Source organism: Methylacidimicrobium sp. AP8, assembly GCF_903064525.1.
Classification (GTDB): Bacteria; Verrucomicrobiota; Verrucomicrobiia; order Methylacidiphilales; family Methylacidiphilaceae; genus Methylacidimicrobium.
On record NZ_LR797830.1, the window covers coordinates 2,026,735 to 2,051,710 of the forward strand.

Below are 24,976 nucleotides of genomic sequence, written 5' to 3' on the forward strand. Positions count from 1 at the left end.
GGCTATCTGGCTCCACCGCCAGTAGGGACCGGGCTCCTCTCCGGACCGGCTGTCGGCCGTTCCTCGAGCAGCGCCCGGATGTCCCGAGCGACACGCGCCGCCGTGGCCGGCCGCAAGCCGTCGTAATAGGCCCGAATCCGTCCCTCCTGATCGACCAGCGCAAACTGTGTCGAATGGAAAACCGGGCCTTCCTCGGCCGGGCGGTTGGGTGGGTTCTCTCCGACGGCCAAAGCGAAGCTCTCCGTGGCCAGCCGCCAAATCTCCTTGACCGTGCCCGTGAGGAAATACCACTTGGCTGGATCGGCACCATGGGCTTGCGCATAGCGTGCAAGCACCTCCGGTGTATCGACTCCCGGATCGACCGAAAACGAAACGAGGCGGACGTCCGGCAGCCCGGCGACGAGGTCCTGAATCTCTTTCATCCGGAGCGTCTCCGCCGGGCAAGGTCCGGGACACGAGGTGTAGATGAAATCGGCCACCCACACTTTCCCGCGCAGGTCGCCCAAGGTGACCGTCTTCTTCGATTGGTCCGTCAGCGAAAACGTCTCGACCCGCCGCAGCACGGGCAGTCGCGCGGCTCCCTCCTTCCGATGGAAGAGCGCCTGATAGGTTAGCGTCAGGAAGAGGGAAAGGAGGACGACTGTCGCCAGTCCGAACGGAATCAGCCCGATCCGCCGCGTGCCCTTCTCGCTCATGGATGCTTCACCCGGACCCGGTGGGTGATGACAACCGCCGCCATGGCCACCGCCGCCGTAAAGAAAAGGGTGATCGCGCCAAAGAGCCAAAGGGACGCGCGCGGCGGTCCCGGCCAAAGGGCGGCCCGCAAGAGCTCCAACCCGTAGTAGAGGGGGTTGGCATGAATGACCAGGCGCATCCAGCCGACCGAACCTTCCGGCGGAAAAAGCGCTCCGGAGAGAAGCCAGAGAGGCATCAGCAGCAGGTTCATCAGCGCGTGGTAACCCTGAACCGAATCGAGCGGCCAGGCGAGCAGATATCCAAGGCCGGTCAACGCTAACCCCAAGAGGCAAAGAGTCACAACCGTCAGAGCGAAAGATCCCGGCGAAAAGTGAAGCCCCATGGGGAGCGCCAACATGTAGATCAGCAAGCACTGGAGAACGCTCAGAGTCATCCCTCCCAAAAGCTTCGCCGCCACCACGGCCGATCGCGGGACGGGAGCCACGAGCACCGCCTGCAAGAAACCTTCTCGACGGTCTTCGATCAGGGAGATGGTCGAGAAGATCGCGGTGAAGAGAACGACCAGGAGCAGCATCCCAGGAAAGAAATAGGAAAAGTAACCGCCGGAACCGGTCCCGCCGGTGCGAAAAGAGCTTCCGACTCCGGAACCGATCAGAAACCAGAAGACCAAGGGAGTTCCCAGCGCGCCCACGACCCGATTCTTCTGCCGGAGGAACCGCACGACCTCCCGGCTCCAGAGTGTATAGACCCCCAGCAGAAAGTCGCCGTAAGCGACGCTAGTCTTCCTTGGTTCCATCGAAGTCCTCGTTCCGGCCGTCGAAATGGTGTCCGGTCAAGTGCAGAAAGACGTCCTCCAGCGAGGGCTGGGAGACGGTCAAGGCGGTCACCTCACCGGCGAACCGTTGCAGCAAATCCGCCGCGTTCCGCATGGCGTCCCCGGCTGCCTCTTCGGCCCGGGGCTCGATGCGGAGGGTGCCGTCAACACGGCGAACGACCCGGCCCGGCCAGAACCGTTTGATCTCGTCTTCGATTTCCGCCAGCTTCGGCGAACGGATCGAGAGCACCGACCCCGGAATGAGCGCGCGCAGCCGGTTCGGTGTATCCCATGCCACCCGCTTCCCCCGATCCAGCACCAGAAGCCGATCGCAGCGCTCCGCCTCGTCAAGCAGATGGGTCGTCACCAGAATCGTAAGCCTTTTCCGCTCCTTGAGCGCGAAGAGGTGGCGCCAGAAATCCCGGCGTGCGGCCGGGTCGATTCCCGTGCTCGGCTCGTCCATGAGGAGCAACTCCGGCTCGTGAAGAAGCGCCTTGGCCACCTCGACCCGCCGCTGCAGTCCTCCCGAAAGCGTCTCGACCAGATCCCGGGCCCGCTCTTCCAGGCCAAAGAGCCGGAGAAGCTCCATAGATCTCTTGCGCAATGCGCCTCCCCGCAGTCCGTAGAGATGGCCCTGATGGAGCAGGTTTTCGAAGACCGTGAGCTTCCTGTCCAGGCTCGGGGACTGGAAGACCACCCCCATCCGCCGACGCGCCGCAGCGGCCTGTCCCGGATAGGAGCAGCCCGCTAAGGTGATCATCCCCTCGGGGGCCGGATACAGGGTGGAGAGCAGCCGAAAGAGGGTCGTCTTCCCGCTTCCGTTCGGCCCCAGGATTCCGATGAGGTCTCCCTTCTCCACCTGAAAAGAGACGCCGTCGAGCACCTTGCGGTCCCCGTAAGCGTAGCAGAGGCCTTCAACGGAAACGGCGACCTCCTCCGCGACCGTCCGGGGGGCAAACTCGGTCATTGGAGGACATCTTGAAAGAGAATCCGTCGTTCTGTCAAACGTCCTCGCGAAAGCGAGCCGCCCCTTCCGCCCGAAGCAGCCCTGTCACGATTTCCGCCGCGCGCGCGGCCGCTCCGACGTTCCTAGCGAAGACTCCACGCGCTCGTTTCCCCAGTTCCGATCGCAGCGACTCGGAGCCGAGGAGCGCTTCGAGAAACGACGCAAGCTCCCCCCGATCGGCCGCCTGCAAGAGCGCGTGTTCCTTTCGAAATTCCCGGACGAGCGCGGCGAAGTTCCCCATGTGGGGGCCGACCAGAATCGGCTTTTCCGCGCAGGCGGCTTCCAAGAAATTCTGCCCGCCATGAGCACACAAGCTCTTTCCGACGAAGACGATAGCGGCTTTCTCGTAAAGGAAGCGCAGCTCCCCAGTCGTGTTCACAATCAGAACATCCGGCTCCGAGCCGATGGGAGGCGTCGGCCCAAGCTCGGTGCGCAGCACGACTGAAAAGCCGGCTTTCCGGCAGAGCCGTTGAATCCCGGGGCTCCGTTCGACATGCCTCGGGGCAAGCACCAGACGCAGCTTGGGATGGCGAGGACGCAGCTCCCGGTAGAGGTCGAGCATGACCTCCTCCTCTCCCGGATGCGTGCTGCCCGCCAGCAGAACCAGGGTGTCCGGAGACCATCCACAGCCTTCCCACCAGGAGCAGAGCGGCCCGGATTGCCCGCACGCGGCCTCGGCAACGTCATACTTGAGGTTCCCCGTGATGAAGATCCTCTCCGGCGGAAATCCGGCATCCGCCAGGCGGTCGACGTCCTCCTGCGCCTGCGCCAGCACCAGCGAAAGAAGCTGCAAAATCGGACGAAAGACTTCGGGAAAGCGCCGATACCATCGCTCGGTCCGGGGCGAGAGACGGGCGTTGAGCAGGACGACCGGCACCCGCCGCCGCTTGGCCTCCCAGAGGTAATTCGGCCAGATCTCCGTCTCCACCAGAATCAGGGCACGCGGCCGCAAAAGGTCGAAGGCCCTCTTGACCACGCCCGGAAAGTCGACGGGGCTCCACAGAACGATCGTCTGCGCATCCGCTGCGCCCAAAGCGATCCTCCGGCCCGTAATCGTCGTCACGCTCAAGGCAACCCGGAGAGGCGGCCCTTTCCGCCGGAGCTCCCGCAGAAGGGCGAGAGCGACCAGCACTTCTCCGACGCTGACCGCATGGATCCAAAGGTCTACTCCCATCCCGACCTTCTCGCGCAGCGAGGCCGAATAGAACGCCATCCGCTCGGCCAACCCTTCCTGCGGGCTACCGCGCTTGGAGAGCCGGACCATGTAATACGGGCTGACCAAGACGGCGACGAAGGGGAAGGCCAGCCGGTAGCACCAGCGCAGCAGACGAACCTTCACCAGAGCCCCCTACGCCCGCGGATGCGCAGCTTGGTAGACCTCCCGCAGCCGCTGCGCAGATACGCCGGTGTAGATTTGGGTGGTCGAAAGTCGGGCATGCCCCAACAGTTCCTGCACGCTCCGCAGATCGGCGCCGTTGTCGAGCAGATGGGTCGCGAAGCTGTGCCGGAGCTTGTGGGGACTGTACGCCCCTTCCAGGCCCGACTCCTCCAGGTATTTACGGAACGCCGACTCGATGAAGCGCGGAGAGAGAGGCTTCCCTCGACCGGAGACGAAGAGCGCATCGCCCGGGTAGGGGCAGAGCTCGAGGTAGCGCAGGATCGCCGCGGTGGCGCTGGGCCCGATCGGACAGATCCGCTCCTTTCCTCCTTTCCCTCGGACCCGGATCAGCTCCTGATCGGGATCGAAGTCCTTGCGGCGCAGGCCGGTCAGTTCCCGCAAGCGCAGCCCTGCGCCGTAGAGCACCTCCAGCCATGCCTTATCCCTCCACATCTGCCATTCCTTCCAGGAGGGACCGCGGACGGCTCTCCGCTTCTCCCGATCGCTCCACCTTCGTTGCGGCGCCTCCAGGAGCCGCAAGGCCTGCTCCTGCGTCAAGAAGATCGGCAGACGTCGACTCAGCCGGGGAAGGCGCAAACCGTGAACGGGATTCTCGGCAATCCACTTCCGCTGCACGGCCCGAGCGAAGAACGAGCGGAGCGCCGCAAACCGGACGCGGATGGCCGCCGCCCCCAATTCCGGGCGGCGGCAGAGTTCGTAAAGATAGCCGCGCACATCCTCGGGTCCTACCGACCACCAGGAATGCCCCGGCCGCCGGCGGGCAAATTCGCGCAAGGCGTGGCCATAATTCCGAACGGTATACGGGGAATAGCCTTTCTCGTCCCGGAGAAACGCGAGGAAGCTTAGGATTTCGCGCTCCTTGCTCTCCGCAAGCTCCGATCCGGCCGATCCCGCCTTTCCTTCGCCGGCTCCTTTCTCTTTTTGGCTCCCTCGGAACGATCCGCGATGCATGCTCCCTCGCCCGTTGATCGGGAAGGGAGGTTACCCTGCCGGAGGGGCTTTCCGCCAGAAGAAAACCGCAAACGCCTCCGGCGCCTCGCAGAGGGAGCGCAACGCGAGGGCACGCCCCTCCCAGCGCGGCGAACCGCGCCTTTCCCGGCGATCCACCCACGCCGGCGGCCTTTCCGCACGTTTGCGCCCGCCGCGCCCCTCGCCTTTGCGCGGCGGCAAAAGGAGTGTACTATCCCTCGATTCGGGCACACATGAGCTCAAGGCCTCCGCCGACAGATCACGATTTCGAACGCTTATCCCAGGCCATTCACCTCCTGGGAGATGCTCTGGGCCGCGTGATCTCCGGGATCGAAGGGGAAGAGGTGCTGGCTGTCGAGGAGGAGATCCGCTCGCTGGCCAAAGCCAGCCGGGCCGGAGAATCATCCGCCTCCGAAGCACTTGGCGCCGCGGTCGCCGGGCTGTCGGCGCCGCTCGCCTACGAAATCGCCATGGCCTTCACCAGCTACTTCGAGCTGGTCAACTTGGCCGAGGAGGACTACCGGATCGATCTGCTGCGCCGCCGCCGCAAGCGGCAGCTGGAGTCCGGCATTTTCCCTCGCGCCTCGATCGAAGCGGCATTGGCGGAGCTCAAGACTAAAGGGGTCAAGCCGGAAGAGATGCAACGGATCGTCGACAAGCTCCATATCACGCTCGTCGTGACGGCACACCCGACAGAAGCCAAGCGGCGCACGATCCTCATCAAGCTCCGGCGGTTGGCGAAGCTGCTCCGCGAGAGGGAAAGAATCTTTTTCGATCCGTCGGCCGATTGGATTGCTGCCATGGAGAGAGAAATCGCTTCCCTCTGGCTTACCGATCGCAGCCGTACCGAGCGACCCCAAGTCCTCGACGAAGTGCGGACCGGACTCTGGTTTTTCGATGCGACGCTCTGGGACGTCATCCCCGAGCTGCAAGCCGAGATGGAAAGAGCTCTAGCGCGCCACTACCCGACGGTGCGGCCCCCGGAGCGCTGGATCTCCTTCGGCTCTTGGATCGGAGGAGATCGGGACGGACATCCGTCGGTGACATTCGAGACGACCGCGGAAACCCTCGTTCTTCACCGCCGTCTGGCGCTGTCTAAGATCGCTGCAGGCCTCGAGCGGCTCTCGCGCTTTCTCACTGTTTCCGTCCGCCGGGACCCTTCGGCGGCGGCGCTGCTCGAACTCTTCTCGCAACGAGAGCGACGGATTCTCCAGCGCAACCGCCTCGCCCTTCTCTATCCGAACGAGCCCTACCGGCTGTTGTTGGCCGCCATGCAGGAAGAGGTGCTCGCCGAGCGGGACAACGCTCGGGCCGCCGACCTTCTCGACTTGTTCGGACCCCCTCCCGAGCCTCAGCTCACGGCGGCCGATCTCGACCGAGAGCTCGATGCCATCGCCGCGACGCTCAGGCGGGGCCGAGCTCCGGAACTCGCCGACGGGGACCTGCTCCGCCTCCGGCGACAGGTGAGAACTTTCGGCGTCCACATCGCCGCCCTCGATATCCGCCAGCACTCGCGCGTGCATGAAGAGGCGCTCGACGAAATTCTGCCGGCCTACGGCGGGATTGCGAACTACTCGCGGCTGGATGAAGCCCGCAAGCAAGCCCTTCTCACCGATCTGCTCCGGAATCCGCCGTCCACCGATCTTCGCCGGCTATGGGAGGCTTGCAATCAGGCCGGCCGTGATGCCCTCGGCTCTCTTTTGACCGCTGCGCGAGCCCAGGCGCTCTATGGGAAAGAGTGCGCGGGGGTCTACGTCATCAGCATGACCCGCGAGCCCTCCGATGTGCTGGAGGTCCTCCTGCTCTGCCGTATCGCCCGGGTCGATCTCGCGATCGCACCGCTGGTGGAAACGTTGAGCGATCTCGCGGCGGCTCCGGCGATCCTGCAATGTCTTCTCACCCATCCGGGGTATCGATCGCACGTGGAACGACACGGGAACGAGCAGATCGTGATGCTCGGGTATTCCGACAGCAACAAGAACTGCGGCTACCTGGCGGCCAGCTGGGCGCTCTTCAAGGCGCAAGAGGCCATCGTCGACGTTTGCCACCGGCACGGGGTCGCTCCCATCCTCTTTCACGGCCGCGGCGGAACGGTGGCTCGCGGTGGAGGGCCAGCGGCCCAGGCCATTCTGGCCCAGCCCTGCGGGCTGGTCGCAGGAAAGATCCGGATCACCGAGCAGGGAGAGGTGCTCTCCACCCGCTACCACGATCCGGACCTCGCCTTTCGGATCCTTCAACAGATCACCTACGGGGTTCTCACCGGAATTCATGCTTCGCAAGCCCCATCGCGCCCGCCCGCCCGCTGGACCGACGCGATGGAAGAGATCGCCGCGCAAAGCGTTGTCCTCTACCACGACTTGGTGCGAAACGATCCCGGCTTTCTCCGGTTCTGGCAGGAGGCCACGCCGATCGACGAGCTGCGGCAGCTCAACCTCGGGTCCCGGCCCGCTGCTCGCTCGCAGGCCGATTCTCTGGAGGATCTGCGGGCCATTCCCTGGGTTTTTTCCTGGATGCAGAGCCGGTTCGTCCTGCCCGCCTGGTATGGCATGGGTGCCCTGGCCTCCTTTTGCGAACGATCCCCGGGCGGGCTTGCGCTACTGCGGGAAATGTACGAGGAATGGCCCTTCTTTCGCACCACGCTCGACAATGCTCAGCAGTCCCTTGCCAAGACCGATATGAGCATCGCCGAACGCTATGCCTCGCTTGTGCGCGACTCGGAAATCCGGGAGAGGATTTTCTCGAAAATCCGGGCCGAATACGATCGTTCGGTCGCCTCGGTGCTGGCCATCTGCCGGATCGAATCCCTGCTCGACCGGGAGCCGATCCTGCAGCGTTCGATCCGGCTTCGGAATCCCTATGTCGATCCGCTCAATTATATCCAAGTCGAGATGATCCGCCGCTTGCGCGCTCTCGAAAAAGGCCAGGAAGCGGAGGAACGCGCCCTGCGCCGGGTTATCGAGCTGACCGTCAACGGAATCAGCGCCGGCTTGCGCAATACCGGATGAGGCCCTTCCGCACGCCCGGAACGGTTCGCTTGAATATCGATGAATGGATTTGCTTTTTCACCCGGAACGCGGCTTAATTGTGCCGTGGAAACGCATGGCAACCGCATTCAGGCGCCCAGGCCGGGAGAGCATCAGGATGCGACCCACGAGCATCGGCACCGGGATATGACGTTCGGGTTGATCGTGATTATCGTGATGGGTTATCTGTTTCTCTTGGCCTTCGTTACTTTCAACCGTCTGATCACGATCTTGTTGCCGGAGTATGCGCCTCCCCTCTCCGGTCGCCCCGCCGCCTCCCTCCCCTGAGCGGCTCTTCCTTCGGCACCGCAGGTCCGCCCCCCGGATCAAGAGCAGGCTGCAGCGGCTGCCACGGGCTCCCGGCCGGATGTCTTTTCCGGAGAAGAGGCGTCGCCCGCCTCGGCTCCGGGCGCCGTCCGGGCAAGAAAGGAACGATTGACGGCGTTGAGATAAGCTCGAACGCTCGCATCGACCACATCGGTGGAGGCGGCTTTCCCAGTGATCAGCCTGTTCTCGCCGAAGTCCACGCGAACCGTGACTTCGCCGATCGCGTCTTTGCCTTCGGTGACGGCTTCCACCCGATATTCGACCAAGTGCCCGTGCCGTCCGGTGATCCGATCGATCGCTTTCATCGCCGCGTCGACCGACCCGTCGCCCACCCCGGCGTCCGTCAACACCGCCCCTCCCTTGCGGAGGCGGACAGTAGCAGTGGGCACTCCCTGGAATGCCGTCGAAACGCTCCAATAGACCAGTTCGAAAGTCTCCTGGATTCTGGTGATCTGTCCTTCGGCCAGAGCGACCAGATCGTCGTCGTACACGAACTTCTTTTTGTCGCCGATCTCCTTGAATTTCCCGAAGATCGCGTCGATCTCCTCGCGGCTCAGCCCGAATCCCAGAGTCCGGAGCCTTTTTTCCAAGGCGGCCCGGCCGCTGTGCTTCGTCAAGGGCAGCTCGCTCTCCCCCCAGCCGACCGAGGTAGGATCCATGATCTCGTAGGTCTCTCTCTTCTTGAGGACTCCGTCCTGATGAATTCCGGCGCTATGGGCGAACGCATTTTCTCCGACGATTGCCTTGTTGCGCTGGACGTGGAGACCCGACATCCGAGCCACCAGGCGGCTGGTCCGGACGATCTCCTTGGCATGGATGCCCGTATCGAGTCCGCCGAACACGTCGCGGCGCGTGCGAAGCGCCATCACGATCTCCTCGAGCGCCGCGTTCCCGGCCCGCTCGCCGATCCCGTTGATCGTCCCTTCGACCTGCCGCGCCCCCGCCTGGAGCGCCGCCAGCGAGTTGGCCACCGCCAAGCCGAGGTCGTTGTGGCAATGCACACTCAGCACGGCCATCCCGATGTTGGGAACGCTTTCGCGAAGCATCCGGATCCGTTCCGCGAACTCTCCGGGCGTCGCGTATCCGACGGTATCGGGGATGTTGATCGTCGTTGCGCCCGCGGCGATCGCTTCGGTCACGATGCGCACGAGAAAATCGGGCTCCGTCCGGGTCGCATCCTCCGGAGAAAATTCCACGTCCTCGACGTAGCCGCGGGCGCGGCGAATCGCCTCGACGGCGATGCGAACGACTTCCTCCCGGCTCTTCGCCAGCTTGTGCTCGCGGTGGATCGACGAGGTCGCCAGGAAAACGTGAATCCGTCCGCGCCTTCCGGCCGGCCGCAGCGCCTCGCCCGCTGCGTCGATGTCCGCCGCGATGCAGCGTGCCAGCCCGCAGATTTTCGGACCCTCGATCTGCTCGGCGATATCCCGAACCGAGGCGAAATCCCCCTGGCTGATGACCGGAAAGCCGGCCTCGATCACATCGACGCCGAGCCTCGCCAGCTGGCGCGCTACCTCGAGCTTTTGCCGGGGCGTCATGCTCGCCCCGGGACACTGCTCTCCGTCCCGCAACGTAGTATCGAAGATCGTGACCCGAGCAGCCTCGTTCATATGGCTTTCTCTTTTGCCGGACCCTTTTCGTAGGCGGCCTGCGCCCCCGACACATCCCGTTTTTTCAGCCACGGCATGAGGGAGCGCATCCGCTCGCCCACCTGCTCGATCGGGTGCGCGGCTCCCTGCCGCAGAAGCTCCAGATACCGTTGCTTCCCGCCCCGGGCTTCGGCGATCCATTCCCGCGCGAAGCTCCCATCCTGGATACGGGAAAGAACCTTCCGCATCGTGGCGCGTACGTGTTCGTCGATGATTTGCGGGCCGACCGTCACATCCCCCCATTTGGCGGTTTCCGAGATCGAAAAGCGCATGCCCGAAATACCGGCTTCGTGCATCAGGTCGACGATCAGCTTCATTTCATGGAGGCATTCGAAATAAGCCAGTTCCGGCTGGTATCCCGCCTGGACCAGGGTTTCGAAGCCTGCCTGCACCAGGGCGGTCATCCCGCCGCAGAGCACCGCCTGCTCTCCGAAGAGATCGGTCTCCGTCTCCTCCCGGAAGGTGGTTTCGATGACTCCGGCGCGCGCCGCTCCGATGCCCGCGGCCCAGGCCAAAGCCGTCTCCAAGGCCTTGCCCGAGGCGTTCTGGCCGACCGCCACCAGCGCGGGCACTCCCTTGCCCTGGGTAAATTCCCGCCGCACCAGGTGGCCGGGTCCCTTGGGGGCTACGAGAACGACGTCCACGTCCGCGGGAGGAGCGATCGTCCGATAATGAACGGCGAACCCGTGGGCGAAGCCCAGCGTCCGCCCGGGCCGGAGGTTCGGGGCGACATCGGCCGCGAAGATATCGGCGATCGCCAGGTCGGGGGCGGCCAAGAAGATCACGTCCGCCCTCCTCGCCACCTCCGCGCCCGGATATACGGCAAATCCCAGATCGCGTGCCACGCTCACCGAACGGCTCTTCTCCGGAAGGCCCACGATCACCTCGATCCCGCTGTCCCGCAGATTGAGCGCGTGCGCATGTCCTTGCGACCCGAACCCGATCACGCCGAAGACCCGTCCCTGCAGCGGGGCCAAACTCGTCTCTCTTTCCGTATAAATCTTCGCCCCCATAGTCTCCGTCTCCGCTCCTTGCTATTTTCCTTGCCTGGGCAAGGCGATCTTGCCTGTTCGAGAAATATCGAGGATCCCGAAGCTCTTCATCAAATAGAGAAACTTCTCCACCTTGCTCTCATCCCCGGTGATCTCTATCGTCAGGTCCTCCGGCTCCACGTTCACGATCTTCGCTCGGAAAATGTCGCAAATCTGCATGAGCTCGGCTCGGGAACGCTCGGTGCTTTTGACCTTCACCAGGATCAGCTGGCGGTCGATGTATTCCCCTTCCCGAAAATCCTGAACGGCGATCACGTCCACCAGCTTGTTGAGCTGCCTCGTCACCTGTTCGAGGACCTTGTCGTCCCCCTTCACGACGATCGTCATCCGGGAAACCTTCTCGTCGTGGGTCGGACCTACATTCAAGGTATCGATATTATACCCGCGTCCGCTGAACAGGCCCGCGATTCGGGTCAGCACCCCGAATCGATTCGCGACAAGCACCGAGATCGTGTGCCGCATCCGCGCTTCCGGCTCCTTCCTGGACAAGTTCCCCGGCTCCATAAAAAAAATCCGTTTCTCGAAAGCAGGAGAAACGGGAAAACGATCCGAACGCCGCGACGACCGCGCCCCGCTCCCCTAAAGGGCGGCTAGCTTGCCGATCGACGCCAGCGTCATCCTTTCCATGACTTAGGTATTGGATAATCCTCCGCAGCTTCAGGGTCAAAGCAAAACATTCGCCGCCTTCGCCCGGCACCACTCCCCATCAACACATGGAGACCGGAGTCTTCTCCCTCCCGCGGCCGCGCAAAGCCCTCACGAGCGCTTGCGGAACGCCCGCCGGGCCTGCTGCAGGGAGAGCAGAAAGAGGCCGGTCATTCCCAGTGCGGCGGCCCAGCGGTGGTCCCAGAGAAACGCCCCTCCGGCCGTCCCCGCCAGAGCCAGGGCCAGGATCGGAAAATGGCAAGGACAGCTCAACACAGCCAGCCCTGCCCATAGGAAGCCGGATAGCCGGCGGAGGGTTTGCGCTTCTCCCTGGTTCGCGCTCATCTTCTCCCGCAATCATCCGGCGCAGCAGGACAGATGCCTCACGTCCTGGCGAAACGCCTGCGCTGCGAGCTTCAATCCCTCGACCATCGTCAGGTAGGGAAAGAGCTGGTCGGCCAGATCCTCCACGGTCATCCCGCAGCGGATCGCCAGCGCCGCCGCCTGGATCAACTCCCCGGCTTCCGGTGCCACCGCCTGCACCCCGATCAGGCGGCGGGAGCTTTCCTCGATCACCAGCTTGAGGAAGCCCCGCGTGTCGAAGTTGACGAGGGCACGCGGCACGTTGTCGAGGGTGAGCGTGCGGCTCTCGGTCTCGATCCCGGCCAGACGGGCTTCCTGCTCGCTCAGGCCCACGGTGGCGACCTGGGGATCGGTGAACACCACGGCGGGCATGGCGGTGAGATCGAGCGATGCATCCCCGCCCGTCATGTGGATCGCCGCGCGGGTTCCGGCGGCGGCCGCGACGTAGACGAACTGCGGCTGGTCGGTGCAGTCGCCGGCCGCGTAAATGCCCGGGACGCTCGTGCGCATGCTGGCATCGACGATGATCGCCCCCTGCGGGTTGCAAGCCACGCCGGCCGCCTCCAGGTTCAGGCTCTCCGTGTTCGGCTTTCGGCCAGTCGCGATCAGCAGCCGGTCGGCGGCCAGCCGGCCGTCGGGAAGGAAGAGTACGAACTCGCCGTTCCGGTAGGCGACCGCGCTCGCCTGGGTATGCTCGCGCACCTCGATGCCTTCCTCCCGGAAAGCGGCTGCCAGCGCCTCGCCGACGGCCGGATCCTCCCGAAAGAGCAGCGTATGCCGGGCCAGGATGGTCACCCGACTGCCGAGCCGTGCAAAGGCCTGCGCCAGCTCCACGGCTACGGCCGATGAGCCGATGACCGCCAGCCGCTCCGGCAGGACCTCGGCCGCCAGCGCCTCGGTCGAAGTCCAGTAGGGAGTGTCCCGGAGGCCGGGAATGGGGGGTACGGCGGGACTCGCCCCAGTGGCAATCAGGCAGCGATCGAAGGGCAACGCATGCTCGCCGCCTCCGCGGAGTCGGACGATCAAGCTCCCGGCATCCCGGAACCGCGCTTCGCCGTGCAGCACGCGAATGGCCGGATTCTCCGCCAGGACGCTCTCGTATTTGGCGTGGCGCAGCTCTTCGACCCGCCCCCGCTGTTGGGCCAGCAGCCGCTCCCACCGGATCGCCGGCGGGGTGGGCGGCAGGCCCTCGTCGAACGGACTTTTGCGGCGTAGCTGGGCGATCTGGGCGGCCCGAATCAGGATTTTCGAAGGCACGCAGCCGACATTGACGCAGGTGCCGCCGATGGTGGCCCGCTCGACTAGCGTCACCTGCGCCCCGCGCTCAACCGCTTTCCGGGCGGCCGCCATCGCTGCCGCCCCGCTTCCGATCACCGCCACGTGCAAAGGCCCCGCTTGGTATCCAAGGCCGGTCACCGCAGCCACCAAGGCTTGCCGAGCCACCGCGCCCTCCGTCATGACCTCCGCCCGTCGCTCGGCATACGATACCGACACGGACCGGACGCCAGGGACCTTCTCCAAAGCCCGCCGGATCCGTTCGGCACACGAGGGGCAGCTCATCCCTTCGATCGGGAGAGAGTGGCGGAAAGAAGAAGCCGCCGGTGCGGTCACTGCTTCTCCTTCTCTTTCTCGCCGGCAGGGTAGCCCGCATTCTTGGTCGCGCGCTTCAGCGCACTGACGTCGGTTTTTCGATCGTCATACGTGACGGTCACGAGCTTTTTGTCTCGATCGACGGTCACTTTTTCCACGCCGGGCACCCGCTTGAGGGCGGTGCGGACTGTCGCCGGGCAGGCCCCGCAAGACATTCGGGGGATATACAGCGTCGTGCTCTGCGTCGACGCCCAAGCCAGGGAAATCATGACCGCGGCCAAGCCGGCGAGCACGATCAGGGTCTTCTTGTTCATTTCGAGCTTCATCTCCATCTCCTTTTCAGGGGAGGAGCCGCAGAAGGTACGGAAAGCCCAGGGCGAACATGACCAGGGCGGCCACGAGCCAAAAGAGGATCTTGTAGACCTTTGCGGCCCGCGGCGCGGCACAGGCTTCTTCGGCCTTGCAGGAGGCTGCCCCGCCGAAGATGGCCCGCCAGGCGAAGAAGAGCGCAACCAGAGCCACACCGATGAAAATCGGCCGATACGGTTCCAGGGCGGTCAAGTTGCCGATCCAAGCGCTCGAGAACCCAAGCGCCACCAGCACCAGGGGGCCCAGGCAGCAGCCCGAGGCGAGCAGCGCGGCGAATCCCGCCGCCGCCAGGGCACCGCCGCCTCTCTTTCCTTCCGAAACGGCTTTCTCTTCTCCGGGCTCTCTCCTCATTGGATTCACTATAGCCACCGTACCTAACTACGGTGTCAAGGGTCCTCGGTTCGGAAGCGGAAGGGGGAGGCATTCCCGCTCGGTCCCCGCCGGAAATCCGGGACCGGCGGGCGGGGTGCGGGAGAGCACCGGGAGAATCGCGACGCTTAGCCGCGCAGCTCCTGCCAGATCTCCACCCACTCGCTTACGCTCAATTCCTCGGGACGACGCGGCTCCTTGCGGTTCCACCGCCTTCCCAAGCTCTTCCGCCGCTGCTGGAAGCTTTCGCGGACGAAGGCGCAAAAGCCTTCCCGCTCCTCGCCGGGAATGCCCGGCTCGCCCAAGGGCTCGAGCCGAACCACCGCTGACTCTACTTTCGGGGCGGGATAGAAGACCGACGGCGGCAGCCGCTTGCGGATCACGATGCGATAGAGCGACTGACCCATGACGGAAAGGCTCCCGAAGGCCGACTGTCTCGGCGCGGCCACAAGCCGCTCCGCGACCTCCCGCTGGAGCGTGACCACGATGCGGCGGAAGGGCGCCCGGCGGCGGAAGAGAGAAGCGAGGAAGGGGCCGGAAATCGAATACGGCAGATTGCCGATCAAGATCCACTCGCCCGCGGGATCGGGCCATTCCGCTTGGAGAACGTCTCCTTGGTGGAGTGCGAAGCGGGCCTCGGCCCCGAAGCGCTCGCGCAGGATCGCGGCAAGACCCCGGTCGATCTCGATCGCTCGAACCTCCGCCCCTTTTTCCAAGAGCAGTTCCGTCAGGATCCCGAGGCCGGGACCGATCTCCCAAACCCGCCACGGTCCAGGCAGCTCCTGAAGGGCCGCGTCGACGATCCAGCGGGCGAGATTCCGGTCGTGAAGGAAGTGTTGCCCCAGCCGGCGCTGCGGGCGGAGCGCCGACGCCGCGAGCCGCTCGCGGATCTCCCGTATGCTCATCCCTTCTTTTCGACTTCCATCCAGCGCGGGATTCCCTCCTCTCCGTTCCGCGCGCCGTTCCTCACCGCCCGTAAAAACCTTGCTTGCGGCGCCCGATCCCTTCTGTTATCCGCGAATAGCATGGAGCTGACCACCCATAATCTAGGCTATCCGCGGATCGGCCCCAATCGCGAGCTCAAGCGAGCGGTTGAATCCTACTGGAAGGGAGACCTTGCGCTCGATGCGCTCTTGCAAACCGCTTCCGATCTTCGCCGGCAAGCCTGGACCCGCCAGAAGGCCGCCGGCATGCATTGGCTTCCGACGGGCGACTTCAGCCTTTACGATCACGTCCTGGACACGGCTGCCCTCCTGGGCGCGGTCCCTCCCCGATTCGGCCCGCCCGGAGACAATGTTTCGGTCGATCAACTCTTCGCGATGGCTCGCGGGCTGCTGGAGCGCGAGCATGGGCGCGGCTCCCAAGGCATCGCTCCCATGGAGATGACGAAGTGGTTCGACACCAACTACCACTATATCGTTCCGGAGCTGAAGGCGGGTCAGACCTTCCGCCTATCCTCCCGGAAGCCGTTCGACGAGTTCCTGGAGGCGCGGCAGCTCGGCTTCCCGGCGAAGCCCGTGCTCCTCGGACCGATCAGCTTCCTCCGCCTCTCCAAGATGGAAGGGAACGGGGATGCGGCCGCGCTGCTCCCCGCTCTTCTTCCCGTCTATCGGGAAATCCTGCAACGATTCGGCCAAATCGGCTGCGAATGGATCCAAATCGATGAGCCCGCCTTGGTTCTCGACCTCCCCCCTTCCTTCCAAGCGGCGCTTACGGTCGCCTACGGCGAGCTCCGTGCAGCCGTCCCCGGACTCCGGATCCTCTTGGCCACCTACTTCGGCCCTCTGCGTGATAATCTCGAACCGGTCTTCTCCCTGCCGGTCGACGCCGTGCATTGGGATGCCACGCGGGGAGGCTCGGAGCTAGAGCATGTCCTAAGCGCGATCCCGCGGAATATGATTCTCTCCTTGGGTATTGTCGACGGGCGGAACGTCTGGCGCAACCGGTTCTCCGAGTCGCTCCTCGTCATCGAACGCGCCCTGGCGGTCCTAGGACGCGACCGGCTCTGGCTCGCGCCGTCGTGCTCGCTGCTCCACGTTCCGGTGAGCCTGGAAGGGGAGAAGCGCCTCGATCCGGAATTGCGCAGCTGGCTCGCCTTTGCGGACGAAAAGCTTCACGAAGTCCGCCTGTTGGCCCGACTTGCCGTCGGAGATCCGGCCTCTCGGCCCGCTCTCGAGGAGAATCGGCGGATCCAGGAATGCCGTCGAGCAAGCAGCCGGGTGCACGATCCGGAGGTCGCACGGCGGGCGGCGGCGGTCCGTCCCCTCGACCTCCAGCGGAAGAGCCCCTATCCGGTTCGAAGGAAAGCGCAGCGCAGCCTCCATCCGCTGCCCCTCCTTCCGACGACCACGATCGGCTCCTTTCCCCAGACGCCCGAGGTGCGGAAGGCCAGGGCGCGGTGGCGGGCCGGAGGGCTTACGACCGCCGAATACGAATCCTTCCTGGAAGGAGAAATCCGCAAGGTCGTCGCGCTGCAGGAAGAGATCGGCCTCGACGTTTTGGTCCACGGGGAATTCGAGCGCAACGATATGGTGGAGTACTTCGGAGAGCAGCTCGCCGGCTTCGCCTTCACCGAAAACGGATGGGTGCAAAGTTACGGCTCCCGCTGCACCAAGCCGCCCATCATCTTCGGCGACGTGTCGCGGCCGAAACCGATGACGGTTCGCTGGTCCCGGTTCGCGCAATCGCTGACGCAAAAGCCGATGAAGGGAATGCTCACCGGCCCGATCACGATCCTCCAATGGAGCTTCGTCCGGGATGACCAGCCCCGCTCCACCACCGCCCGGCAGATCGCCCTAGCCATTCGGGATGAGGTCGCCGATTTAGAAAAGGCCGGCATCTCGATCATCCAGATCGACGAACCAGCGCTGCGCGAGGGGCTGCCGCTCCGGCGGGCGGATTGGCCCGATTATCTCACCTGGGCCGTGGAGGCCTTCCGGCTAAGCGCATCGGTCGTCGACGACGCGACGGCGATCCACACGCACATGTGCTATTCGGAGTTCAACGACATCATCGACGCGATCGCCGCGCTCGATGCCGACGTGATTTCGATCGAGGCCAGCCGCTCCGGCATGGAGCTCCTCCATGCGTTCGTCCACTTCCGTTACCCCAATGAGATCGGCCCCGGCGTCTGGGATATCCATTCGCCTCGGATCCCCTCGGTGGAGGAGATCGTCACCGCGCTGCGGCGCGCTTTGGCCGTGCTTCCGGCGACCGCGCTCTGGGTCAATCCGGATTGCGGTCTCAAGACGCGAAGCCCGGCGGAGGTCGTCCCCTCCCTGCGCCACATGGTCGCGGCGGCCAGGCTTCTCCGGAAGGAGTTGGCGGGAAAAGATGAAGCGGGGGCCTGAAAAGACAGGGCGCATCTCAGGCGATCACGAACCCACGGAGATCACCGCCAGGTTCTTCCCAATGGACATCCACCGATTCGATTCCCGAGGCCAAATGGCTCGTGCCTACTCGCTGCAACAACCGGGCGATGGCCTCCTCGTCGCCTTCGACCAGCAGTTCCACGCGCCCATCCGGGCGGTTCCAAACCAGGCCATCCAGAGGGAGGCTTCGGGCGAAGCGGGCGACCGTCGCGCGAAACCCGACGCCTTGGACCCTGCCGGAGTAAACGACGCGCAACCGTTTTTTCATACGAGTGCATCCGGCCGATCGCGTCCTTCGCTGTCGGCCGTGCCGATCAATCTATCGGCTTCCGGGGCGCAAGGACAGCAACGTTTCCCAATGGAGTGGCGCCGCCCATGTCTGATTCTTTAACCGAGGGCGGGAAGTTTCTAATCTTGGGGATTCCTGGACCGGAAGTCGACCCGGCCACGCGCGAGCTGGCGCGGGCCATCCGCCCATCCGGCTTCATCCTTTTCAGTCGGAACATCGGCTCTCCGGAGCAGTTCCGTGCCCTGCTCGACGAGCTGCGCGCCCTCTTGCCCTTCCGCCCTTTTCTCGCCGTGGATCAAGAAGGGGGCCGCGTCTCCCGGCTCAGGCAGATCGGAAACGAGCCGCCCTCCGCGCGCCATCTGCGTGAGCGCGGAGACCCATCCCTGGTCCGGCGTCACGGCTCTCTCACCGGGCAGCTCCTCCGGCTCTTCGGACTCAACTGGAATCTGGCCCCGGTGTTGGATATCGAAATTGACAACGATGCCGACAACTCCCTCCGGGACCGATGCTACGGCCGCACTCCGGACGAAGTCGTTCGATTCGCCTCCGCTTTTCTGGAGGGCATGCGCGCCGAGGGGATTCTCTCCTGCGGAAAGCATTTCCCGGGATACAGCTTCGTGCGCGTCGACCCGCACGAGGCCCTCCCATCCCTGGAACGGACGCCGCTGCAGCTCGACGCCGAGGAGTGGATACCGTTCCGCCGGCTTCTGCCCGCTTGCGACTCCCTCATGGTCGGGCATGTCCGCTGCCCGTCGATCGACCCCTCCGGCACGCCCAGCTCCCTCTCCCCGGCCCTCGTCAAGGGGATTCTCCGGGAACGGTGGTGCTATTCCGGCCTGGTCGTGACCGATGACCTCGATATGGGCGCCATCGCGAATCGATATGCTCTCCCGGAAGCCGCAGAGCTGGCGCTCCGGGCCGGCAACGATCTCGTGCTCATCTGCCATCGGCCGCATCTCGGATGGGAGGTCGCCGAACGCCTCGCCCGCCTGCCAGCCACTCTCCGAAGCGCGGCCGAGCGACGGATCGAGGCGGTGCGCAACCGGCTGGCCGATCCGATCCCCTTTTCTCTCGAACGCTTCGTTGCTATCGACGTCCGGATCGGCCGGCTCCGGGCGGACACGCTTCCGCCCGAACAAGCGAGCCTTCCCACGCACGACGGCGCCAAGCGGTCCCCGGTCGAAACCTTTTGAGCAAAGGAATCGGCTCTTCTCCCCCGCAAATCACGGTGGCAAAGCAGTGTTGCCATCAGCCGCGTTCTAGCGCAGTTTCCTTTCCTTCGCATGTCGACTTCTCGCTGGCTCGGAATAGAATGGCTGCCTCCGACAGGCTGCCTCTTGGCTGTCGCCGGTACCTCGCTCGAGTCGCTTTTATCCCTGGGCGCGGACTTCCCGCGCCCTCTGCTCCTGGCGGTGCCGGACACCGGCCTTTCGGCGGAGGAGATCGCGCATCTCCGCCGTCAGGGGGTCACCGTATTCGGCAAAGAGGAGTCCGCTGCGATCGCGCGAATGATCCGCGAGCGAGTCGCTACCGGTGAGGTCGTTGCACTGGCGGACGACATCCGCTCGGATCTCGATCAGACGGTCCGGTCCCCGAACCCGGTCTTCCAAAAGGTCTTCGAGGACTACCGTGGGCCGGTCTGCCCCGCGTGGGTGGACCGCCTATGGGCCCGGCTCTTGCTGCGCTGGACTCCGGACGCATCGGAACCGGCGGAGTCCTTCCTCGTCTACATCGGCCCGCCGTGCCCCATGCCGGCCGCTTCGTGCGATTGGCTCCACAAGAGCTGGTATGATCTCGGCGAGCGAGCACTTTCCGAGAGGCCCGAAATCCAAGAAGGGCTGGGCGTGGCCTGTTTCCTGGCTCTACGCCGCGCTCGCTCCCGCGTCATCCTTACCGACGGATTCCAGGAAGGGCGCAGTCTCTCCGGAGGAAAGCTGCTCGCCGCCGGTCTACGCCTGGCACGCTGGCTGCACCGATGGGTTCCCGAGCGGCGCGTCGGAATCGTGTTGCCACATGGGATCGGGGCCACCATCGCCAACCTCGCCTGCCTTCTGGCTGGGAAAACCCCGGTCAACCTCAATTTTACGGCCGGACGCGCGATGAACTCCGTGGCCATACGCCATTCCGGCCTCCGAACGATCCTCACGGCCGACGCCCTTCGCGCCAAGCTGGCCGATTTCCCATGGACCGATCGGACGGTGGATCTTCCCAACCTTCTGCGGAGCTTTTCCCGCCTATCCTTCCTCCGTGACCTGCTCCTTTCCGCCTATGTGCCCGCCCGGCTCGCCATCCGCCTGGCCCGCATCCCCGCCCATGGGGGGGATGCGGAGGCCGCTCTTCTCTTCACCAGCGGGACGGCCGGCGATCCGAAGGGAGTGGTCCTATCCCACCGAAATCTCCTGGCCAACGTCAGCCAGATCGAGGCGATCCTCGGTCAAATCCGGATTGAGCGGCTTCTCGCCTGCCTGCCGGTCTTTCATAGCTTCGGGGCCACCGCCACACTCTGGTGGCCTCTCCTCGGCGGCCCGCACGCCGTCACCTACGTAAGCCCGACTGAGGCCGAAACGCTCGCCCAACTGATCGAGACCTACCATATCGACCTGCTCATTACGGCCCCCACGTTCCTACGGACGCTTTTGCGAAAGGCCACACCCCAGCAATTACGCAGCCTGAAGCTGGTCATCGTGGGATCCGAAAAGCTTCCGCCCGCGTTGGCAGCCGAATTCCAGGTGAAGTTCGGCGCCCCGGTCTGCGAGGGATACGGGTTGACGGAGGCTTCGCCCGTGATTTCGACCAACGTCATGGATCTCCGCTACCCGGCGGGCAGCCCCGCCTACAGCGAGCGAAACCGGCTGGGAACCGTGGGCCGAATTGCTCCGGGCATCAGCTTGCGGATCCGGCACATCGACACCGGAGCCGACCTTCCGCTTTCCGAAAGGGGCATTCTCTGTTTCCGAGGGGCGAACATCTTCGGGGGCTATCTCGACGACCCGGTCCGCACCGAAGCTGCGCTCTCAAACGGCTGGCTCGTGAGCGGGGATGTCGGATGCCTCGATGAAGCGGGTTTCCTGCGCATCGAAGGGCGGATCAGCCGCTTTTCCAAGCTCGCTGGCGAAATGGTGCCCCATGGAACGGTGGAAGAGGAGGTTCTGCGCGCGTTCATTCCGGAACTCGGCGAAACCTTGGAAGTCGCCGTCGTCGGGATTCCCCATGGAAAGCGAGGAGAGGAGCTCGTTCTTTTCTCCAACCAGCCCTTGTCACCCGCCGCGATTCGGCGCAAGCTGGCCGCGCGGGGATTTTCCTCCCTCTGGAGCCCGCGCAAGGTGATCGTTCGACCCGAGATCCCCAAAACCCCTTTGGGGAAGGTCGATTTCCGCAGACTCCGGGAGATCGCCCTCACCGAAGGAGAGTGATACCCGGGAAGCCCGGCCGCTATCCGGAAGGCCTTAGGGCTTCCTGCACCCTCCGGCGGATCGCCAGAATCCGGGGAGCGCCCCCGCCCAGCAGCTCGCCGAGGCCGTCGAGTCCGGCTCCTTTCATGCCGCTGAGGGCCAGGAGGCGCTGTTCAAAGCGTTCGACCAGCAGCAGGGAAGGGGGATGCGTCTCCAGATAGGTGAACGCCTTCCGGAGCAAGTCATACAGCTCCGGAACCGGCGTTCCGCGTTCCACGGAGCCACCCGCCAGCTCCCCGAAATACTGGGCGCAGGAAAACGTGGCCCAGTTTTTCCTAAGGGCTAAAAGGGGATTTTTCACGCTAGCCTCCTTAAAGAGATAGAGCTCCCCCGTGCGCGGCCGAAGCACCGCGATCTCGCAGAGATAAAACAGATCGAGCGGCTCCCGGAGGACACCCGGCTTCCTTTTGGCACCCTTGGCCAGAGTCTGAATCCAGCCCAGATCCGCAGTCAGCCAGCCGAGGATCCAGCTGCTCTCGGAATACGAATGCCGGCGAAGAAGGATGGCCTCGGTATGCCGATTCCGGTCCATCCTTCAGCGCCCCCCGGGAGCATCACGGAAGAAAGAGCGAGGTGCGGCTCCCCGCGCCAAGGCAAGCAGGCGCCGCTGCTCGGCCTCCATCGCCAGCCGGTCCTCGGGGCACCGGTCGTCCCATCCCGCGAGGTGAAGCAGACCATGGATCCCGTAAAGAAGCACCTCTTCTTCGGTCGTCAGGTGATGCCGGGGTGCTTCCCTTTCTGCCACCCAAGGGCAGACGAAGACCTCCCCGTAATCAAAGGCAAGAACATCTGTCGGTCCCGGCACTTGCAGCCATTCGGCATGAAGAGCCGCCATGGCCCGCGAAGAAACCAGGGAAAGATCAATGCTCGTAGGCAACGGTCTGCCGCGTGTCCCGATTCGCCGAAGAGCCATCTGCCACTGGCGTAGCAAGGCTCGGGGGGAGAGGCGCACCTGGCGTTGCCGATTGTACAGGAAGAGCTTCGGCACCATCTTTTTCCTTCTGCGGATACCGGAGGCGGCTGTGCAACATCGTCTTCAGCGTAAAGCTCAGAGTTGCCTCGATCGCACGCAACTCCTTAAGGGTGAGATCGCACTCGTCGAGTTGATGGTCGGCGAGCTTTTTCTCGACCAGCTCGTGCACCATCTCTTCGATCTGTTGCGCGGTCGGCTTTTCCAAGCAGCGCGAAGCGCTTTCCACCACGTCGGCGAGCATGAGAATACCAACCTCCCGGCTCTGCGGCTTCGGGCCGGGATAGCGAAACTGGCTTTCGTCGAATCCCGGGACGTCCTTTTCCGAGGCTCCCAGAATCCGGATTCCGACCTTGCAATCTTCGATCGTTCGCAGGGCTCGTTGATAAAAATAATAAACCAGGGAGTCGCCATGGTGCTGCTGGATCCCTTCCACGATAGGCCGCTTCAGATGGTAACGCTGGGCCAGCTCGACCCCATCCTTGACATGGGAGACGATGACCAGGGCGCTCAACGAGGGAGAGAGCCGGTCGTGGGGGTTTTCCTCCTCGTTGATGTTTTCCACGAAATATTGGGGGTTCACCAGCTTCCCGATGTCATGAAAGTAGGCCATCACCCGGCAGAGAGCCGGGTTGGCTCCCACCCTCTGCGCCGCGGCTTCGGCCAGATTCGCCACCATCAGGCTGTGGTGATAGGTTCCGGGCGCCTCGGCCGCCAGTCGCCGCAGCAGAGGATGATTCAAATCCGAGAGCTCGAGCCACGTAAAGTCGGTATTCACGGAAAAGAGCTCTTCCATGAAGGGCAGAATCGCGTTGACGAAGACCCCGGTCAAAAAACCAAGGATGACGCTCCAGGCCCCTTGCTCGATCAGCACGTCGCTCTCCGTCTCGCCCACGTAGCCGAAGGCCATGGCGCAAATCAGGCTGACCAAGCCTACAGCCATCCCGGCTTGAATGATGTCGCGGCGGCGATGCACCTGCCGGGTCATGTAGACCCCGACAAAGCCGGAAACCAGATTGTTCACCAGAAGCGGAATGCTCTGGTTGATCAAGACCGCGCTGAACAAGGAGGAGGCGAAGACCGTGAAGAGGCCCGGGAAGGAGCCGAGAAGCGAGGTCGTCAGCAAGGGAGCAAAGGCGGTCGGGACATAGAAGTACAGAGCGCGGAACTCGGCTCCCGGCTGGTGCATCGACCAGAGATACACGGCCTTGCCGATGTAGAGATTGATGAGGACGGCCGCCAGCACGAGCGCTAGCTTGGAATTGCTCTTAAAGAGATCGGGCAGCCCGATCCGCATCGGGATAAAGATCCCGACCGCCAGCACGGTCGTGAGCAGGGCTACCGCGTAGGTCGGATGGGAATGCGGCCAGCTACCGCAGACGATGCAAAGCGCGGTGAAGAGGGCGAAGAGGAGACCCCGGACGCGCCTGTCGGTCTCCAGCTTCTCTCTCCACGGAGAGGAGCTGGACGCCCGCCGGGATCGGCTGCAGGCCAGCCCTTTGCGCAGCAAGCGCCAACGTTCGAAAAAGCTCATGCGCCGCCTCCCCCGCGCCGCGCTCGCTCGCGATGCGTGCGATACGCCTCGAGGATGCGCCGGACCAGCTCATGGCGGACTACGTCCTGTTCCGAAAATTCGCAAATCGAGATCCCTTGTTGCCCCCGGAGGGCGGAAACGGCTTCGAGCAGGCCCGACCGCCGACCCCGGGGAAGATCGATTTGCGTAGGATCTCCGGTGACGACACACCGGGAGTCCGGGCCCATGCGGGTCAGCAGCATGAACATCTGCTCCGGAGTGGTGTTCTGCGCCTCATCCAAGATTACGAAACAATGGGACAGGGTCCGGCCTCGCATGAACGCCAGCGGCGCGATCTCGATCCAGCCTCGGCTCAGATAGCGCTGCAGCTCTTCGGAAGGGAGCATATCCTGCAAGGCGTCATAAAGAGGACGAAGATAGGGAAAGATTTTTTCCTCCACTTGGCCCGGGAGAAAGCCCAAGGCTTCTCCAGCTTCCACTGCGGGTCGGGTCAGCACGATCCGCTGCACCTCCTGCGCCCGATGCGCCGCCACGGCGGCGGCGACCGCTAAGTAGGTCTTCCCCGTTCCTGCCGGCCCCACCCCGAACACGAGCTCATGGCTGCGTAGCGCCGCCACGTAGGCTCGCTGACCGGGTGTACGCGCCAGAATCGACGCCCCGTTGGGAGAAGGGCGCAAGGCTTGCTTCTGCAACGTGGCCAGATCGACTCCGTCTCCTCGCTCCACAGCGTCCACGGTGTACAGCAGCTCCCGTTTTCCGATGCTCACGCCCTGATGCCGGGCATCCTTGAGCTGGCGGAAGGCTTGCGTAGCCTTCGCCACCCCATCGGGCGTCCCCTCGATGCGTACCCAGCCTTCCCGGGTAGTCACTTTGACCGAGAAGGCCTCTTCGAGGATGCGGACATTCTTCGATTCATTGCCGAGTATCTCCGCCACATCCCTCGGCCCGTCAAACGCCAGGGTCTCCCGTGTCATCGCACTTGCGTTATGACCTTCCGCAAGACATGAGTGATTCCGTCGAACGTCCTCGCCGGAGATAGCGAGACGCGGGAGCGTCGATCACGCGACGGCGGAGCCAAGGCGCAAGCCT

Annotated in this window: 23 protein-coding genes; 5 read left to right on the forward strand and 18 right to left on the reverse strand. The window is 64.2% G+C overall.

What is annotated here, in order from left to right; all coding sequences use genetic code 11:
• Positions 1-2: 2 nt before the first annotated feature.
• The 5 genes from MTHMO_RS09445 to MTHMO_RS09465 are packed head-to-tail and all read right to left on the reverse strand — an operon-like array spanning position 3 to position 4,866.
• Complete coding sequence (locus tag MTHMO_RS09445) at positions 3-695, reverse strand: SCO family protein (RefSeq protein ID WP_202214549.1); 693 nt, start codon at positions 693-695, stop codon at positions 3-5.
• Entirely contained in the window at positions 692-1,492 is an 801-nt protein-coding gene (locus MTHMO_RS09450) for an ABC transporter permease (protein ID WP_202214550.1), read from the reverse strand. Before MTHMO_RS09450 ends, MTHMO_RS09445 begins: the two co-directional genes overlap by 4 nt.
• Positions 1,473-2,477: an ABC transporter ATP-binding protein gene (locus tag MTHMO_RS09455; RefSeq protein WP_202214551.1), complete on the reverse strand. Its 1,005-nt coding sequence runs from the start codon at positions 2,475-2,477 to the stop codon at positions 1,473-1,475. The genes MTHMO_RS09450 and MTHMO_RS09455 overlap by 20 nt, the downstream gene beginning before the upstream one ends.
• A 34-nt stretch (positions 2,478-2,511) precedes the next feature.
• Entirely contained in the window at positions 2,512-3,855 is a 1,344-nt protein-coding gene (locus tag MTHMO_RS09460) for a 3-deoxy-D-manno-octulosonic acid transferase (protein WP_202214552.1), read from the reverse strand.
• 9 nt (positions 3,856-3,864) lie between these two features.
• Positions 3,865-4,866 carry a tyrosine recombinase XerC gene (locus MTHMO_RS09465; RefSeq protein ID WP_202214553.1) on the reverse strand — a complete coding sequence of 334 codons (1,002 nt, stop codon included), beginning with the start codon at positions 4,864-4,866 and terminating at the stop codon, positions 3,865-3,867.
• A 251-nt stretch (positions 4,867-5,117) separates the two neighbouring features.
• On the opposite strand from MTHMO_RS09465, the gene ppc reads away from it, so the two are divergent.
• Positions 5,118-7,889 (forward strand): phosphoenolpyruvate carboxylase, encoded by a 2,772-nt coding sequence (gene ppc / locus MTHMO_RS09470; protein ID WP_202214554.1) that lies wholly within the window; start codon positions 5,118-5,120, stop codon positions 7,887-7,889.
• Between the two features lie 84 nt (positions 7,890-7,973).
• Positions 7,974-8,195: a hypothetical protein gene (locus tag MTHMO_RS09475; RefSeq protein ID WP_202214555.1), complete on the forward strand. Its 222-nt coding sequence runs from the start codon at positions 7,974-7,976 to the stop codon at positions 8,193-8,195.
• Between the two features lie 38 nt (positions 8,196-8,233).
• Here the strand turns inward: MTHMO_RS09475 and MTHMO_RS09480 are convergent, their stop codons facing one another.
• The 8 genes from MTHMO_RS09480 to rsmA form a co-directional block, all read right to left on the reverse strand.
• Positions 8,234-9,844 carry a 2-isopropylmalate synthase gene (locus MTHMO_RS09480; RefSeq protein WP_202214556.1) on the reverse strand — a complete coding sequence of 537 codons (1,611 nt, stop codon included), beginning with the start codon at positions 9,842-9,844 and terminating at the stop codon, positions 8,234-8,236.
• Positions 9,841-10,896 carry a ketol-acid reductoisomerase gene (gene ilvC / locus MTHMO_RS09485; RefSeq protein ID WP_202214557.1) on the reverse strand — a complete coding sequence of 352 codons (1,056 nt, stop codon included), beginning with the start codon at positions 10,894-10,896 and terminating at the stop codon, positions 9,841-9,843. Before ilvC ends, MTHMO_RS09480 begins: the two co-directional genes overlap by 4 nt.
• A gap of 21 nt (positions 10,897-10,917) precedes the next feature.
• A complete protein-coding gene (gene ilvN / locus MTHMO_RS09490) occupies positions 10,918-11,397 on the reverse strand; it encodes an acetolactate synthase small subunit (RefSeq protein ID WP_202214558.1) in 480 nt (159 codons plus the stop codon).
• Positions 11,398-11,691: 294 nt separating this feature from the next.
• The gene (gene merE / locus MTHMO_RS09495) at positions 11,692-11,925 is read right to left on the reverse strand and encodes a broad-spectrum mercury transporter MerE (protein ID WP_202214559.1); all 234 of its coding nucleotides are present in this window, start codon (positions 11,923-11,925) and stop codon (positions 11,692-11,694) included.
• A 12-nt stretch (positions 11,926-11,937) separates the two neighbouring features.
• Complete coding sequence (gene merA, locus MTHMO_RS09500) at positions 11,938-13,503, reverse strand: mercury(II) reductase (protein WP_202214560.1); 1,566 nt, start codon at positions 13,501-13,503, stop codon at positions 11,938-11,940.
• Between the two features lie 47 nt (positions 13,504-13,550).
• The gene (gene merP, locus MTHMO_RS09505; RefSeq protein WP_202214561.1) at positions 13,551-13,859 is read right to left on the reverse strand and encodes a mercury resistance system periplasmic binding protein MerP; all 309 of its coding nucleotides are present in this window, start codon (positions 13,857-13,859) and stop codon (positions 13,551-13,553) included.
• 13 nt (positions 13,860-13,872) lie between these two features.
• Positions 13,873-14,253: a mercuric ion transporter MerT gene (gene merT / locus MTHMO_RS09510; protein WP_202214562.1), complete on the reverse strand. Its 381-nt coding sequence runs from the start codon at positions 14,251-14,253 to the stop codon at positions 13,873-13,875.
• Between the two features lie 146 nt (positions 14,254-14,399).
• Positions 14,400-15,176 carry a 16S rRNA (adenine(1518)-N(6)/adenine(1519)-N(6))-dimethyltransferase RsmA gene (gene rsmA, locus MTHMO_RS09515; RefSeq protein WP_202214563.1) on the reverse strand — a complete coding sequence of 259 codons (777 nt, stop codon included), beginning with the start codon at positions 15,174-15,176 and terminating at the stop codon, positions 14,400-14,402.
• 120 nt (positions 15,177-15,296) lie between these two features.
• Here rsmA and metE point away from each other — a divergent pair, with 120 nt between their 5' ends.
• Positions 15,297-17,621, forward strand: coding sequence for a 5-methyltetrahydropteroyltriglutamate--homocysteine S-methyltransferase (gene metE / locus MTHMO_RS09520; RefSeq protein ID WP_202214564.1), 2,325 nt, complete (start codon positions 15,297-15,299; stop codon positions 17,619-17,621).
• Between the two features lie 16 nt (positions 17,622-17,637).
• Here the strand turns inward: metE and MTHMO_RS09525 are convergent, their stop codons facing one another.
• The gene (locus MTHMO_RS09525) at positions 17,638-17,910 is read right to left on the reverse strand and encodes an acylphosphatase (RefSeq protein WP_202214565.1); all 273 of its coding nucleotides are present in this window, start codon (positions 17,908-17,910) and stop codon (positions 17,638-17,640) included.
• Positions 17,911-18,017: 107 nt separating this feature from the next.
• Between MTHMO_RS09525 and MTHMO_RS09530 the strand changes: the two genes are divergently transcribed.
• Both MTHMO_RS09530 and MTHMO_RS09535 read left to right on the forward strand, forming a co-directional pair.
• On the forward strand, positions 18,018-19,124 hold the full coding sequence (locus tag MTHMO_RS09530; protein ID WP_202214566.1) for a glycoside hydrolase family 3 protein: 1,107 nt from the start codon (positions 18,018-18,020) through the stop codon (positions 19,122-19,124).
• Between the two features lie 90 nt (positions 19,125-19,214).
• Positions 19,215-21,344, forward strand: coding sequence for an AMP-binding protein (locus MTHMO_RS09535; RefSeq protein WP_202214567.1), 2,130 nt, complete (start codon positions 19,215-19,217; stop codon positions 21,342-21,344).
• A gap of 19 nt (positions 21,345-21,363) precedes the next feature.
• Here the strand turns inward: MTHMO_RS09535 and MTHMO_RS09540 are convergent, their stop codons facing one another.
• The 4 genes from MTHMO_RS09540 to MTHMO_RS09555 are packed head-to-tail and all read right to left on the reverse strand — an operon-like array spanning position 21,364 to position 24,861.
• On the reverse strand, positions 21,364-21,915 hold the full coding sequence (locus MTHMO_RS09540) for a DNA repair protein RecO (protein WP_202214568.1): 552 nt from the start codon (positions 21,913-21,915) through the stop codon (positions 21,364-21,366).
• Positions 21,916-21,918: 3 nt separating this feature from the next.
• The gene (gene ybeY / locus MTHMO_RS09545) at positions 21,919-22,218 is read right to left on the reverse strand and encodes an rRNA maturation RNase YbeY (RefSeq protein WP_237394881.1); all 300 of its coding nucleotides are present in this window, start codon (positions 22,216-22,218) and stop codon (positions 21,919-21,921) included.
• 25 nt (positions 22,219-22,243) lie between these two features.
• Positions 22,244-23,887: an HD family phosphohydrolase gene (locus MTHMO_RS09550; protein WP_202214570.1), complete on the reverse strand. Its 1,644-nt coding sequence runs from the start codon at positions 23,885-23,887 to the stop codon at positions 22,244-22,246.
• On the reverse strand, positions 23,884-24,861 hold the full coding sequence (locus tag MTHMO_RS09555) for a PhoH family protein (RefSeq protein WP_202214571.1): 978 nt from the start codon (positions 24,859-24,861) through the stop codon (positions 23,884-23,886). Before MTHMO_RS09555 ends, MTHMO_RS09550 begins: the two co-directional genes overlap by 4 nt.
• Positions 24,862-24,976 lie beyond the last annotated feature (115 nt).